General features: G+C 44.2%; 11 protein-coding genes. 7 read left to right on the plus strand and 4 right to left on the minus strand.

Annotated features, from left to right (window positions below; genetic code table 11):
- The first annotated feature begins 144 nt into the window (after nt 1-144).
- The 4 genes from NG792_RS24195 to NG792_RS24210 all read left to right on the plus strand — a co-directional run bounded on the left by NG792_RS24195 (nt 145) and on the right by NG792_RS24210 (nt 7,774).
- Nucleotides 145-726 carry an S-layer homology domain-containing protein gene (locus NG792_RS24195; RefSeq protein WP_261237082.1) on the plus strand — a complete coding sequence of 194 codons (582 nt, stop codon included), beginning with the start codon at nt 145-147 and terminating at the stop codon, nt 724-726.
- Between the two features lie 325 nt (nt 727-1,051).
- Nucleotides 1,052-3,424 (plus strand): tetratricopeptide repeat protein, encoded by a 2,373-nt coding sequence (locus NG792_RS24200; protein WP_261237092.1) that lies wholly within the window; start codon nt 1,052-1,054, stop codon nt 3,422-3,424.
- Between the two features lie 61 nt (nt 3,425-3,485).
- A complete protein-coding gene (locus NG792_RS24205; protein ID WP_261237083.1) occupies nt 3,486-5,564 on the plus strand; it encodes a tetratricopeptide repeat protein in 2,079 nt (692 codons plus the stop codon).
- Between the two features lie 29 nt (nt 5,565-5,593).
- Entirely contained in the window at nt 5,594-7,774 is a 2,181-nt protein-coding gene (locus tag NG792_RS24210) for an O-linked N-acetylglucosamine transferase, SPINDLY family protein (RefSeq protein ID WP_261237084.1), read from the plus strand.
- A 67-nt stretch (nt 7,775-7,841) separates the two neighbouring features.
- Here the strand turns inward: NG792_RS24210 and cbiE are convergent, their stop codons facing one another.
- From cbiE to NG792_RS24225, 3 genes are all read right to left on the minus strand, one after another.
- Entirely contained in the window at nt 7,842-9,134 is a 1,293-nt protein-coding gene (cbiE, locus tag NG792_RS24215; protein WP_261237085.1) for a precorrin-6y C5,15-methyltransferase (decarboxylating) subunit CbiE, read from the minus strand.
- A 188-nt stretch (nt 9,135-9,322) separates the two neighbouring features.
- Nucleotides 9,323-9,943 carry a precorrin-8X methylmutase gene (locus tag NG792_RS24220; protein WP_261197983.1) on the minus strand — a complete coding sequence of 207 codons (621 nt, stop codon included), beginning with the start codon at nt 9,941-9,943 and terminating at the stop codon, nt 9,323-9,325.
- A gap of 152 nt (nt 9,944-10,095) precedes the next feature.
- A complete protein-coding gene (locus NG792_RS24225; RefSeq protein ID WP_261197984.1) occupies nt 10,096-10,878 on the minus strand; it encodes a DUF1868 domain-containing protein in 783 nt (260 codons plus the stop codon).
- A gap of 192 nt (nt 10,879-11,070) precedes the next feature.
- On the opposite strand from NG792_RS24225, the gene holA reads away from it, so the two are divergent.
- From holA to NG792_RS24240, 3 genes are all read left to right on the plus strand, one after another.
- On the plus strand, nt 11,071-12,069 hold the full coding sequence (gene holA / locus NG792_RS24230) for a DNA polymerase III subunit delta (RefSeq protein ID WP_261237086.1): 999 nt from the start codon (nt 11,071-11,073) through the stop codon (nt 12,067-12,069).
- Nucleotides 12,070-12,354: 285 nt separating this feature from the next.
- Entirely contained in the window at nt 12,355-12,780 is a 426-nt protein-coding gene (locus NG792_RS24235) for a DUF4168 domain-containing protein (RefSeq protein ID WP_261237087.1), read from the plus strand.
- Between the two features lie 132 nt (nt 12,781-12,912).
- On the plus strand, nt 12,913-13,479 hold the full coding sequence (locus NG792_RS24240) for a Uma2 family endonuclease (protein WP_261237088.1): 567 nt from the start codon (nt 12,913-12,915) through the stop codon (nt 13,477-13,479).
- A gap of 95 nt (nt 13,480-13,574) precedes the next feature.
- On the opposite strand, the gene NG792_RS24245 is transcribed toward NG792_RS24240, so the two are convergent.
- Nucleotides 13,575-14,975 (minus strand): ADP-ribosylglycohydrolase family protein, encoded by a 1,401-nt coding sequence (locus tag NG792_RS24245; protein WP_261237089.1) that lies wholly within the window; start codon nt 14,973-14,975, stop codon nt 13,575-13,577.
- Nucleotides 14,976-15,066: the final 91 nt, after the last annotated feature.

Consider the following 15,066-nt stretch of genomic DNA (forward strand, 5'->3'; position numbering starts at 1 on the left):
AAGTTCTGCACTGCATTTAATTTCAGCCCGATAAAATTATCAGGTGTCCCTGGATAGCGAGTAAAAATTCCTGATTTTCCTGTCCTCTTCTCGTAAGAACAGAAAGTCAACAAAACAGACTCACCTAGACTATAACCAGGGATAATGATGCCTCAAAATCAATCGAACCAAACCTCGATAGAACAACTCTTTTCTATGGGTTGGATATCTCATTCTGACAAGGATGAAACCTTTGATGCCACAGCATCAGTTACTCGGTCAGAACTAGCACAAGTTCTGGGAAAAGCCTTTAAGTTACACCAACGCACTACAGCGGAAAATCCAGCGATTTTTATTCAAGATATGACCAGCGATCGACCGGATTATGCCGCCATTCAAATTGCCTTAAAAACTGGCACAATGACCGTGGATAATCAAGGCCGATTCTTCCCCGATCGCCCCGTAACTCGCGCTGAAGGATTGGCAATTTTTGCCCAAGCTTATGGGGTATTTCAACTATCTGAAAATGCCGTTACCGACTTGTTAAATCAGCATCCCGATGCCCTAAATATCCCGGATTGGGCCAAGCAAGCAATAGCAACCGCCTTACAAGAAGGGTTTGTCAATACCGATCGCAATCAAGCCATTCGTCCCTTAGAACCCATGACGCGAAACGACTTAGCTTATGCCTTAATTCAATATCTTGAAAAACAACAAAATCCAGCCTTTGTCTCAGAGTATCTCTAAACAATTCAAAAGCCCCCCTTTTTAAGGGGGGTTGGGGGGATCTCTCCGCTATTTTGCAAGAGGTCTATAATTTATCACGCTTCATCAATCCCAAGGGGTGTAGTAAAAACTGCACCCCTTTCCCATTGGGGCGATTGTTATGATAATATCTCGCCTTTTTCAAAAACCATAATAGTCTTGGATCCCCCCAACCCCCCTTGACAAGGGGGGCTAAAGCCTTCCATCTTGATCGCGGTTAATGATATAATATCCCCGTCCTTTTAACTGTTTCCGTGGGTCATCCCTGTATAGGGATAACCAGACAAACGAGAAAAGTGGAACCGTGATGCATATTGAGGCGACTGCAACCAATCAACAAGCTGAACGCTATTATCAGGATGGTAAGTGGACCGAGGCAGTGACCCTCTGCCATCAACTCATTCAAATTCAGCCAAATTTTGCTCCAATTTATAAAACTTTGGGCAATAGTTTACAAGCTCAAGGTAAACTAGATGCAGCAATGCGGGCGTACCATCGCGCATTAGTTCTTAATCCAGAATTTGCCGAAGTTCATGCCAATCAGGGGACAATTTTTTATCAAATCGGTGAGTTAGACTCAGCGGTTCTCTGCTATCAAAAAGCTTTGACCCTTCAGCCAAATTGGGCCGGGGTTTATTGGAATTTAGGAAAAGTTTTTAAGGAACAAGGACGAGTCGATGAGGGGACTGAGTATCAGAAAATAGCTTTAAACCTCAATCCGAGTCAGTTTCCCCCGGATCTGCACAATCAAGTGGGATTAGAGTTAAGTAAACGGGCAACTTTGAAAGAAATCACAGCATTTTATCAGCGGTTTACCGAGACTTACCCAGACTGGGGTCCCGCTTACTTGAATTTAGGGATATTTTGGGAATTACAGAGTAAAATAGAAGAGGCGATCGCCTGTTTTCAGAAAGCAATCACTCTACAACCCAATCTCGCCGCTGCTCACTTTAAATTGGGCTATTTACTGCAACAAAAAAATGAACTTCAATCTGCAACTTCTTGTTTTAAAGCAACGATAGAACTGCAACCGGATTGGATTGAAGCCTACAATAATCTAGGGTTAATTTTAAGAAAAATTAATCAGGAAGAAGAAGCAATTTTCTGGTTTAAAAAAGGCATTGAAATTAACCCAAATTTTGCAGAAGCTTACCGTAACTTAGGAACCACCTTTCAAGTACAAGGCAAGCTAGAAGCGGCGGAGGCTTGTTTGCGAGACTGTATTAAAATTGAGCCTAATTTTGCCCTCGCCCATGGCAATTTAGGCTATGTTCTGGAACAACAAGGCAGACTGGATGAAGCCAAAGCCTCTTTGCATCATGCGATCGCCCTAGAACCTGATTTAGCAATGGCCTATGGCAATCTAGGGAATATTTTACACCGAGAAGGGGAACTGGAAGAGTCCATTTCCTGTTTCCAAAACGCGATAAAATATGATGCCGATTTCATGATGCTTTACTTCCGAGGTCAACCCCATTTAGAAGCCATACCTCGGGAATCGTTGGTGGAACTTCCTGTGAGTTCACCTAAAAAAGTCTGTCGATTCACTCAAAATTTAGCTACCCAATTTAACTTAAATTATCCCGGATCAGATATCACTTATTTGGAAATGAGTCCGCGTATCCCGGTTCATTTAGCAGCAGGGAAAACCCTTGCACTCAACGATGAGGCAGTTCCGATTTATTTCCCCGAAACCCACGGATATTCGCCGGAAACCTATCTGGCGATTGTCCCCAATGGACGCGCTTGGGGTGATTTATATACCAGTGTGATTTGGTCTGAAGACAATACTCTTTTAGCGGATCTCTCTACAGGAAATGTCCCTTTTTTATTCGCATTAGATAAATTGCCTCCCGTTCATAAAATTGAAGGAACTGTGGCCTTTATTTCAACCCTCGGAGGAGATACTTATTATCATTGGTGGGTAGATATTATTCCGCGACTAGAACTCTTACGCCGCAGTGGAATCGATTGGGATAAAATTGATAAATTTGTAATCAATAATGTTCGTCATTCTTTCCAAAAAGATTTAATTCATACCTTAAATATCCCACCCGAAAAACTGATAACCAGTCTGGACTATCCCCACCTACAAGCCACTCAGTTATTGGTTCCTTCCGTTACCAGTAGTACGGAAAAATGGTTTGGTCCTTTTATTGAAGGTCCGCCAAAATGGGTCTGCGACTTTCTCCGAAAAAGATTTACCTCTCTGGCTGATTTCCCGAGTTCTGAAACCCCAGAAAAAATTTATATTAGCCGTCGCAAAGCCAAGGTACGTCGCTTTATTAATGAAGATGAAATTAGCGTTTTTTTAGAATCCTTGGGGTTTCAAACGGTCATGTTAGAAGCGCTTTCTGTCCGGGAGCAAATTGCTTTAATGACCGGGGCTAAAACGATTATAGCTCCACATGGGGCCGGATTAACGAATACTCTATTCTGTCAACCAGGTACTCAACTCCTGGAGATTTTTTCTCCCCGATATGTTCCCGATTGTTATTGGATTATTAGTAATCAAGTGGGGTTAGACTATTATTATCTGATTGGGGACAATGGGAAAAATTATTATGAAAAATATCCCCATTTGCGCCCCAATTCGTTGAATCGTCCCCCTCGGGCTGAAGATATTTATGTTAAAATAGAATCTTTATTTCAACTGATGAAATGGGCGGGGTTTGTTTAGGGGTAGAAATTAGCGTTAACTTGCAGTTCTTAACAAGAATTTCCAAAATTAAGCAAAAAAAATGGATAAGTTAGTTGAACCATTAATTCAGGAAGCAGAGGTATATTACCGACTGGGACAATTAGATTCGGCCCGGAGTGTTTGCTGTCAAGTGATTCAGCTCCAGCCTAATTTTGCGCCTAGTTACAAACTCCTAGGAAATATATTGCAATTATCAGGAAAACTGGAGGCGGCAATCCGCGCTTACCAATCGGGAATAGATTTATTTGAAAAAACCCCTAATGGCTCTATCCAGTTAGCCGAATGTTATGCATATTTAGGAGATAGTTTAATCCAAATTGGGGCGATAGAAAAAGCGATCGCCTGTTTAGAGAAACAAATTATTCTACAACCCGACTCAGCCGAGGCTTATTGCACGTTGGGAATTTTATTACATGAGGTGGAAGACCGAAAACGGGCATTTGATTGTTTTACCACAGCAATTCAGATTAAACCCAATTTAGCTGAGGCTTATGGAAATTTAGCTAACCTCTTGGCCGAACTCAATCAATTCAGTGAGGCGGTTAACTGTTTAAAAAAAGCAATTACTTTAAAGCCTGATTTAGCAGAACTGTATGGTAATTTAGGAGCTTTATTATTTGAGCAAGGTAAATTTACGGAATCGATTTGTTATTTAAAAAAGGCTATTGAAATTAAACCGGATTATGCGAATGCTTACCATAAGCTAGGACAGGTTTTTCAACAAAGCAATCAACTGGAAGAAGCCGTCGCTTGTTTGCAAAAAGCAAGTGAACTTCAACCCGATTTTGCTGCTGCCTACGGAAACTTAGGGATGTCCCTGCAACTCCAGGGAAAATTATGTGAGGCGATCGCAGCTTTTCACAAAGCCTTTCAACTCCAACCGGACTTATCTTTGCTATTTTTTAAAGGACAAAATCATTTAGAAGCGACTCTTAATCAGTTAGTAGCGGTTCCCACTTATCCTACTAAAACCGTCTGCTTATCACTAGCAAATATTGCTGTTGATTTTGATACAAATAAACCCAATTTAACCTATATTAAAATTAACTCCGGTCAATCCGTGTATCTCCGATCTCCCAAAAATTATTCAGGTAACTTCCCTCAAGTCCCTCCTAATCTCCAAGAAAGGTGGGGAGAGTTTCCAGAAAGGTATCTGGCAATTCTCCCCAATGGGCGGGCTTGGGGAGATTTAATTACCACCGCTATTTTGACCGAACAAAATCAACTCCTGGCCGAACTCTCTACCGGAAATGTTGCTCATTTTACGCAAGTCAATAAGCTCCCTAGAATTAAAAAAATTGATGGAACTATAGCATTTTTATCGGCCATAGGCGGTGATACTTATTACCATTGGATGATGGACATTTTACCCCGATTCAAGTTACTTCAATATCAGGGTATTGACTGGAATAATATTGATAAATTTGTCATTAATAATTACAAACACGCTTTTCAAAGAGAAACTTTGAATTTTTTGGGGATACCAGAAGAAAAAATCATCACCAGTGTAGAATATCCCCATATTCAAGCTTCTCAATTAATCGTCCCCTCGGTTCCTAGCAGCATACCGAAATGGTTTGGCAATTATATTCAGGGAGTACCTCCCTGGGTGTGTAAATTTCTGCGTCAAGAATTGATGCCTCTAGCGGCACCCAACCCATTGAAGGGATATGAACGGATCTATATTAGCCGTCAGCGCTCACAGTTTCGGCGATTTGTAAATGAAGAGGAAATATTAGACTGTTTGGGGAAATTTGGATTTAAAATGGTTATATTAGAATCTTTTTCTGTATCTGAGCAGATTGCAATTATGGCATCGGCAAAAGCGATAGTTGCCCCTCATGGTGCCGGACTCAGTAATGCCGTATTTTGTCAACCCGGGACGAAACTGATTGAAATCTTTGCCCCCCGCTATGTCGAAAACTGTTATTGGATTTTAAGCAATCATATCAATTTAAACTATTATTATTTAATTGGAGAAAGTCTGGAAAATTACTACGCTACCAGACCCCAGATTCGTCCCCTTAAGCGAATTTATAAGGAGGCAAGAACTGACGATATTTATGTCAATATTGAATCTCTCGTAAAATTAATAGATTTGGCGAAGTTGGCTCATTAAATCACCTATTTTTATAATATTAATTAATTATGAATCAGCCCAACCTCATCCAAAAAGAGGATAAGCCCGTTGAACCATTAATTGAGCAAGCGGAGGCATATTACCGTCAGGGAGAATTAGAGTCAGCCCTGACGGTTTGCCATCAATTGATTCAGATGCAGCCCGATTTTGCTCCTAGTTACAAACTCTTGGGAAATGTCTTGCAATCAACGGGGAAACGTGAGGGGGCGATTCGGGCTTACCAAATGGCGATCGCCCTCTGTCCTGAGTTTGCAGAAGCCCACGGAAACCTCGGGACCCTTTACTATCAGCAAGGAGATTTTACACAGGCGATCGCAGCCTATCAAACCGCCCTAGAGTTTAACCCCAATTTAGCGGGACTCTACTGGAACTTAGGGAAAGTCTTCAAAGAAACCGGAGAGCTCAATCAAGGGATATTTTATCAAAAAGAAGCCCTTAATATGAATCCCAAATTAGTCGGCGCTTCCGGTTATTTTACCTTGGGTACAGACTTGCTGAATCAAGGCGAGTTAGAAGAAGCGCGCTCCCTGTTTCAAACAACTTTAGAACTTGAACCTACCTCAGCGGAAGCTCATGTTCATTTAGGCATCATTTACCGGCAACAAGGGTGGATGGAAGAAGCCATCAATAGCTATAAAACAGCGATATCGCTTCAACCGGATTTAGTAGAAGCGCATTGGAATTTATATGAATTATTCAGCAGTTCTAACAATTTTGCCGCTGCGCGTAAATCTGCTGATTGCTATATAGAACACTGTCAAGGGGAAGGGCAATCGATGGCAGCGATCGCCTGGATTAGTGCCTATCTCAAAGCAGGCAGCGCTCAAAATGCCTACCAGCATTTTTTAACTTTAGAGTCGCAAGTCCTGAAAAATTTAGACAACCTTTGCGATCGGGATATCCAACGCCTCTATTACAACAGCTTTTATATCCTCACCAATATCCGCGATAATCTGCGCCAAAATTCTCACTTTTATCGCCAAATTTCTCAACGCTTTCTTCCCACCATACCTCGCTTCCAGACTCCCCCTCCATCCCGTAATCTCTCCCCTCGCCTTGCCTCAACCCCGTTAAAAATTGGCATCATTTCTCCCCATTACAGGCGACATTCCGTGGGTTGGTGCAGTGCAGATATCCTTCGCGAGTTATCTCTACTCACGCCGGATTTGTATCTGTATGTCACAGGTCCTCTCCAACCGGACGATCGCACGACTATTTTTGAAAACTTAGCCGCTAAATTCTATCATCCCTCTGAAGGAGTCAGTCGTCAAACTATTTTTGAAGAAATCCAGAATGATAACTTAGATATTTTAATTGATTTAGACTCGCTAACTATTGATACGAATATTGAAATTATAGCCTCTCATCCCGCCCCTATTTGTATTTCTTGGTTGGGCTTTGAGGCCCCGTTTATTTCCTCAAAAAACTACTTTCTTGGGGATTGGCAGACTCACCCCCAGGGAAGCGAATCCTACTATCAAGAACAATTAATCCGAATGCCGGATTCCTTTGTGGCGAGTTCGGGATTTGAGCGAATGAAAGCTGACAGCGATACTTTGAGACATTCTTTGGGAATTAATTCAAACCAGGTGGTTTATCTCTGTGTCGCCCCAGGACGTAAATTCAATGGGGATTTAGTCCGCGCTCAAGTTGCCATTCTCAAGCAAGTTCCTGATAGTGTTTTACTGTACAAAGGAAAAGGTGATCGCGCTGTCATTTCTGCCACTTATCAACAAGAATGCCAGCTACAAAATGTCAGTTTTTCTCGCCTTCATTTTTTACCCCGAACTCGCACTGAAGAAGAACATCGAACCCTCTATTTATTAGCCGATGTTTTACTCGATTCCTATCCCTATAATGGCGGAACCCATACCTTAGAAGCGTTATGGTTTAACCTCCCCCTGGTGACCCGCAGTGGAGAACAATTTCTCTCTCGAATGGGCTATTCTTTCTTACAAGCTTTGGGAATTCAAGCGGGAGTGGCATGGAGTTGGGAGGAGTATGTGGAGTGGGGGGTCCGCTTCGGATGCGATAAACGCTTCCATCAGCAAATTAAACAGCAGTTAATCCAATCCAAAACAGCGGAAACTCTCGCCCCCTTGTGGAATCCTAAAAAGTTTGCTCAGGATATGTATCGTCTCTTTGAAAAGTTGCGTCAGTTGGAGGATGAAAAATTAGGTTTTTATTAGGGTTATTGTTCTCTATCAAAAAAATGTTTAAAATTCCGTTGTTTCAATCCGCTGCTGTACTCAATTTCTAAAATTCCGGCTTATTAATGGTGAGAATGGTCACGGGATTTAAGGGGCAAAACCGGGTGAGATGAGCAATGGGAACGGAACGGGATAAATTCGCCTGCAAGATGTGATAATCCCACTGGTGTTCATTGACCCAATTTAATGCTTCATTCAAATGTTCTAGGGTGGCTAAGGCGATCGCCATGGTTCCTCCTTTAGCCAATTGTCCCCCACAAAACCCCAGAATCGTCCGCAATTGTCCCCCCGTTCCCCCAATAAAAATCCGATGGGGAACCGGAAGTCTATCTAAAATATCTGGGGCGCTACCATGAATTGAAATCACATTTCGGACCTGGAGGCGTTGACAATTTTGCTCAATTAAAGAAATCCCCGCGCCTGTTTTTTCAATGGCATAAATTTGAGATTTGGGAAATAAGCGCCCAATTTCAATGGAAACTGCACCCGTTCCCGCCCCAATATCCCAGACAATTTGACCGGATTGGAGTCCTAACTCCCCGAGGATAAGAATTCTCATTTCTCGCTTGGTCATCAAACCGGGGCGATCGCTAAAGGTTAAAAAGGTACTATCCGGTAATCCAAATGTGGGTAAATTTTGAATCTCTAATCTTTCATGGGGATGACCCACCTGCCGCACCAAAACCACCACATTTAAAGAGGAAAACGTTTGGGATTCTAAGGCGATAATATCATCAGTTTGCTGAACTGAAAAAGTCTGGATGCGCTCCTCGGAACCGCCGAGGTTTTCACACACCCAAAAGTCATAACGGCTGGGTAAATCCAATGATAGCAGCAGACGCGCAATTGTACTCGGGGTATTTTTCCCATCGGTGAGGATAGCAACTTTGGATGCACCTTCCCGTAATACCGTTAATAATTCATCTAAAGCGCGTCCATGTGCACTGACAATTCGGGCATCTTGCCAGGGGACTTTAATCCGACTAAAAGCTAATTGAATGCAGCTTAAATGGGGATGAAAATCAAGCTGGTCCGCAGGGAGTTCTGCTAACAGTAACCGTCCTAATCCAAAAAATAACGGGTCCCCACTGGTGAGAACCACAAGATTTCGCCCCGCAGGGCTCTCTAATGAACCGGAATTCCAGCGAATTAATTGACGGCAGAGGGTTTTAAAGGTTACCCCAATGTCTTCTATAACCAGGCGTTCGGCGGGATGCAGGGGAAAATAACTCAAGTGGCGATCGCTTCCCACAAGAAGATTCGCCGATTCGATAATTTGGCGCACGGCTTCCGTGAGTCCCGCTACCCCATCCAACCCAATTCCTATGACATGAATCATCCGTTTATATTCGTTGCGATCACCACTGAGTTTATACCATTAAACTTCCAAACATCGCTATTTTTTAAAAAAGCAGGTGAGCCAGTTCCTCGCACTGCTCATTCTCTTCTTGATTTAAAGTTTTTATAGGAAGCGAGCCAGATGCTCTCTAGGGTTATAATAATCCCAAAGCTAGGGATTTTTCGGTCTTAATTTTCTGGCTGCCAAGCCAACAGAATTAACGCATTAACGATCGCTGCCGTAGCAGGAGAACCCCCTTTGCGACCCTTGATGATAATCTGAGGGACATTCTGTTGCGCCAGTACCGCCTTAGATTCCACCACCGAAACAAACCCCACAGGTGCGCCAATCACCAGCGCCGGTTGAATCGGGGACTGGGGGAGGACCTCGCATAGGGCTAACAAAGCCGTAGGCGCATTCCCGATCGCATAAATCGCCTCGGGAAATTCCGCAAAGCATTGCAACAGCCCCATTTCTGTGCGGGTTTTGCCCTCCGTAGCCACCGGGACCCGTTCTACCGCTGAGTGTAAGGGATTCGCAAAAGTTTTGGCAAGCAACCCACTGATTCCCTGTTTCACCATGCTGACATCAGTCACCACCGGAACCCCCCGACGCAAGGCGGCGATCGCCCCTTCAATTGCCCCCGGACTAAACACAATCAAGTCTTTAAATTCAAAATCGGCGGTACTATGAATCACCCGCCGAATAATTTCATATTCAGCGGTAGTAAAAGAATGTTCGCCAATCTCCGCATCAATGACGGCAAAACTCTGTTGCAGTATCGGGTGAATTAGGGGGTCATTGGTCATTGGTCATGGGTTATTGGTCATTGGTTATTGGTCTTATGTCCTTTGTCATTGGTCCCTGGTCATTCCTCCCAAGGACAAAGGACAAAGGACAAAGGACAAAGGACAAAGGACAAAGGACAAAGGACATAAGACCAATGACAGTAATCTCCTTCTTAAAATTGAAATACCGGCCAATCTTCTTCGCGATAGTAACGAGTCATATCGTCAAACTTGCGAATTTCGGCTTGTTGAATCAAAATTTCTTGGGGACTATCCAGCCATTTATCATTAAAGTCCGCCAAGATACTGCTGAGATGCTCCCGGTCCAAACTGGAGGGAATTTCACCAAAATAGCCCAAGGTAATGTGGCCAGTAAAATGATACTGCTGCTCGATTCCTAACCCCATTAATTGTTGATTTTGATAAATCGATCGCCGGAATTGGACGATTTGCTCATAAGAGGGTTCATTTTTTGGCGCTAAACAAATCCCGATCGCCCGAGTCCGCAACATTACCCCCAGGGCCTGCCAGCGAATCGGGGGACCTCCAGCAAGGGACTGGCATTGCTGGAAACTTTGGGCGATCGCCGATCGCAGTTGCTTATCATAGTTCGGATTTTCCGCCGACGCATCTCGGTAACTGCCGTCCCAAATTAAATCCGCTAGGGTGACATGAAAGCTATCCGCCGGGACCGGCACCATTAAACCCGGTTCCAGCATCTCCAGAAGTTGTTGCTGGCAACTCTCGATATTTTTATAAAACTCTTGATTCTCAACATCTTCTCCCATCGGTGGGGTAATCACCGTGTACCCCGGAAAAGACACCGGCTTTCTGGCCCCACCTTCTTGGACCTGAAATTTGGGAGAGGTTTGAATATGCTGGAGTCCCGACTGATAGGCATCTTTCAGGGTCATCCGCGCCACTCGATTCAAATAGGTTTGTAAAGTATCGTCCAATTCTTATTGCCTCTCTTGTCTATATCTATAAAGGTTTTCGCGCTAGTCTTAGGTGCTAGAGAATGACTCCATTCTGAGCCTTTTGCTCTGAACGGGGATCAGTGAGATGACCATTGCCAATCTCTTTTATCCTAAAGGAAGGGTTAACCCTCCTGTGTTTTTGACCCTGGGATCTTATCCATAGTCTTCTATATGACAATTTACCTCTATTGGGGATCAGATGACTTTGCAATGGCAAAAGCGGTGGATTCTTTGCGCGATCGCACCCTGGATCCTGCTTGGGCGACCTTTAACGCCGACAAAATTTCCCCCGAACAGTCCGATGCCGTGATTCAGGGCCTTAATCAATCCGTCACCCCGCCCTTTGGCAGTGGGGGGCGCTTTGTCTGGTTGGTGGATACCAACGTTTGTCAACAGGCATCCGGCGAAGTCTTAGCAGAAATGGAACGCACCCTGCCGGTGATCCCCGAAACCAACGTCCTGCTACTGACAACCCCCAACAAACCCGATGGCCGACTCAAAACCACCAAACTGTTACAAAAGTACGCCCAAGTCCAGGAATTTTCCCCCTTACCCCCCTTAAAACATAATGAAATCGTCTCATCCGTCCGCAAAGCCGCCCAGGAAGTGGGAGTCAAACTCACCCCGGATGCCGTGGACCTGTTGGCCGAATCCGTCGGCAATGATACGCGATCGCTGTATAATGCCCTGGAAAAGTTGCACCTGTATTCCCTGAGTGCCGGACCTCAACCCCTGAGTGCCGCTACCGTGGATCAACTCGTCACTGCAACGACTCAAAACAGCTTACAGCTTGCCAGTGCCATTCGCCAAGGAGACGTAGGAACTGCTTTAGAATTAGTCGCAGATTTGATTAACCGCAACGAACCCGCCCTGAAAATTTCCGCTACCCTCACCAGGCAGTTTAGAACCTGGTTCTGGGTTAAACTGATGATAGAAAGTGGTGAGCGTGACGAAAAGGCGATCGCTGCTGCTGCGGAAATCGGCAACTTTAACCGAATTTACTTCTTAAGAAAAGAAGTCAGTTCCCTCTCCCTTAGTCAATTAGAACAAATCTTAGCCCTCCTCCTCGAACTAGAAGTCAGCCTCAAACGAGGGACAGAAGAACTCTCCACTTTACAAACCAAAACCATAGAACTATGCCAACTCTGTCGTCCCACTTCCTTTCGGTAAAATTTCTGTAAAGCCGCCCTCTCGACCCACCCAACCGGAACTAAACCCGGTAGAATTGAATCATAAAAAGCAGCCCCAAAATCAGCTAAGTGAATCCATATCATACCATAAATCAGAAGAAAAACAATTATTAAATCTAAGTTTCATCCTTCTGTAAGGGATTAACAATTGCTGTCAAAAAAACTTGTTTTTTCAACTTATCCTGATTCTTGCTGAGTTAATTTATCACCAATAGATGTTATGATAATGTTCAAATTGTCCCCTGTTCATGTTCAGAGAATCCGAGTGAAACTCCTCTGCATCAGTGTACTTTCCGCCTTGGGAATCCTCACCGGGTCCGTTCCCCATCTGTCCCTCGATTCTGCCAACTGGATTGGGACGTATTCAGCCTCGGCGCAAAGCATTACCCCCGAAGAAATGGATAACTACGCCCGTTCCATCCTGGCGATCGAACAACAGCGATCGCAAGCTTCCCAAGAAGTCCAAACAATCCTCAATTACGTTCCCGCCATTGACTGCCGAAATGCTGATGCAGTCAACCAACTCGATCGCGAAGTCAAAGCGATCGTCGTCAACTATTGCGAAAGCTCAAAAAACTTAGTCACCAGTAACGGATTAACCATCCAACGCTTTAACGAAATCACCGAAATCGTTAAAACTAATCCCCAATCCGAACAACAACTCCGAGCAGCCCTCACTCGTCTCCAATAATCATCAATTCTGGTTGCATAGGGGAGATAGGGGAAATAAATGTTTGTTCTAACGACTTGCTGTCGTTTCCCCCTCTCCCCCATTCCCCAAGTCTATAATAAAACTTCCCCTCCTCATTTATTGATAAAAATTATGACCGTTTCCACGGAACAAAAACACTGGACCGATGAAGAATTGATCGCCTTATCCCGAAATGGAAATCAGTACGAGTTAGTCAATGGAGAAGTCATAGACATGGGAAATTCTGGGATGGAACATGGCTATATCGCCTGCATTTTAGTAGCCGCTTTAATCACCATAGTCAGACCCAATAAACTCGGGGCCATTTGCGATTCCAGTACAGCCTTTACCCTAAAAAATGGGAATAAACGCGCTCCAGATGTTTCGTTTGTTGCCAAAAACCGACTGCAAGGGTTAACCCGACCCCCCCGAGGATTTTTTCAAGGCTCACCGGATCTAGCCATTGAAATTTTATCTCCCAGCAATACTGTAGAAGAAATTCATAGTAAAATCGTAGAATATTTCGAGAATGATACCCAGTTAGTCTGGGTGATTCATCCCGATGAAAAGTTTGTTTTAGTTTACCATACCCCCGAACCCGATGGGTTTTTGCGCTCAGGCGATCGGCTCGATGGCGAAGATATTATCCCCGGTTTTTCCCTAGCCGTTTCCGAGCTATTTGAAACCTGGGATTGGTAATTGGAGAGATCCGCCGAATACCTATGAGTACGGTTAGCGAGGCCTTCCCTACTTGGATGAATCAACCGAGCAACGAAAGAGAACAAGAGAACAGTTTAAAGGAGAAATAACGTTTCCCGGGGAGCGTCGTTACGGAAGACAAACTTACAAGTTTGACCCACCTCAAAATTAATGTTGACAATGGTTGCGGTTCGCCCTTGGGTGAGTAGAGCTTGTGTATCAACGGCTGCGATCGTCCCCATCCCTAAGCGACGATGTAAAACTTGCAGATTGTTGTTTAGGTTCAGGCGAGATAAGGGTTTTCCTAACTTCATCCCACTTGCGCCAGGGCGAATCTTCAGGTTGTCCGGTTTCTGAAGGGCAATGGTAGCTAAATGCTTGCCTAGCTCAATCAGAAATCGAGCATCTTGAATTTGCGATCGCCAAGTTTCAGGAATTGCTTGTAATCCAAAAGCTGCACCCCCCAATCCCCCCACAAAAGCGGCGATCGAATCCGTATCGCTGCCTATCATATTCGCGGCGGTGATAATATTTTCCTGGGTAGTTTCGGGATTACGGCCAAACAGATAAATTCCAGCGATCGCCGTACCTAGTCCAGACCCTTTAGTATTGCGGTCAAAGCATCCTAATTTGTCCAGTACACTTTTTGGTGATTCATCCTTATGTAATGCTGACCAGACTAAACGCAACTGCTCAACAGCCTCTTGTTTAGTGTTAGCAAAAACCGTATTGAAAGATTCTCCCCTTCCCTTATTCCATTCAGTTATCCAGGTTTTCAACTCAGGGATTTGGGGAATTTCTAAGGATTTTACCCAGTTGCCTAGTGTTTCAATTAACTCCTCCCGGACAGGAGGTGCTGACCCCTCTAAAACCAGATGCAATGCATATCCGTAGAGAATCGCTCCAATAATCGCTCGGGGATGTCCGTGGCTAATAATTGAATTGCGCCAGATATCAGCCTCAGCTTGGGTCCAACGTCCAACATTAGCCAAGACATGAGGGGAAATTCGCATAGCCGCACCATTAGCACCGCCATCCCGATAATCTATCGTTCCTTGTTTCATCTTCCGGTTGAAAAAATTATTATTCCAATCAGCCGATTTGCGCTGGATTTTCTCTGCGGCTTCTTTGACGGTACCACCCGCACCACGAGCGTACTCCAGCCACATCGGATACTCCAAGGTGCAAAAAGTCCCATAGTCAAAAGAGCCATTCGGGGAAATACAAGCGGCAGTGCAGATGGTTAATTGGGTGTCATCAGAGTAATCGCCAGGGGCAATATAATCTTCATAACCTTGAAATCGTCCACCAACTCGCTTACTCCATGCTTGATATTCGGTGATGCGATCGACTCCCATTTTGCGTTGGAGGTCATCGGGCGATCGGATAAACTCAGTCATCCACCCCATTGCATCACCCGCTGCCGCAGCAAGTAGCGATCCAGCAGTACGATTAGATAATAAGTCAATATTCAATAATTGTTTTTTTTCTAACATAACTTAGCTAACTTGATTAGACCTCTTGCAAAAAAAATCTATGTTATAATGAAAAATTTTGAATTTTAGACCCCAGAGCCAACTCATAATT

It is taken from the genome of Laspinema olomoucense D3b (assembly GCF_025370785.1).
Taxonomy (GTDB): domain Bacteria; phylum Cyanobacteriota; class Cyanobacteriia; order Cyanobacteriales; family Laspinemataceae; genus Laspinema; species Laspinema olomoucense.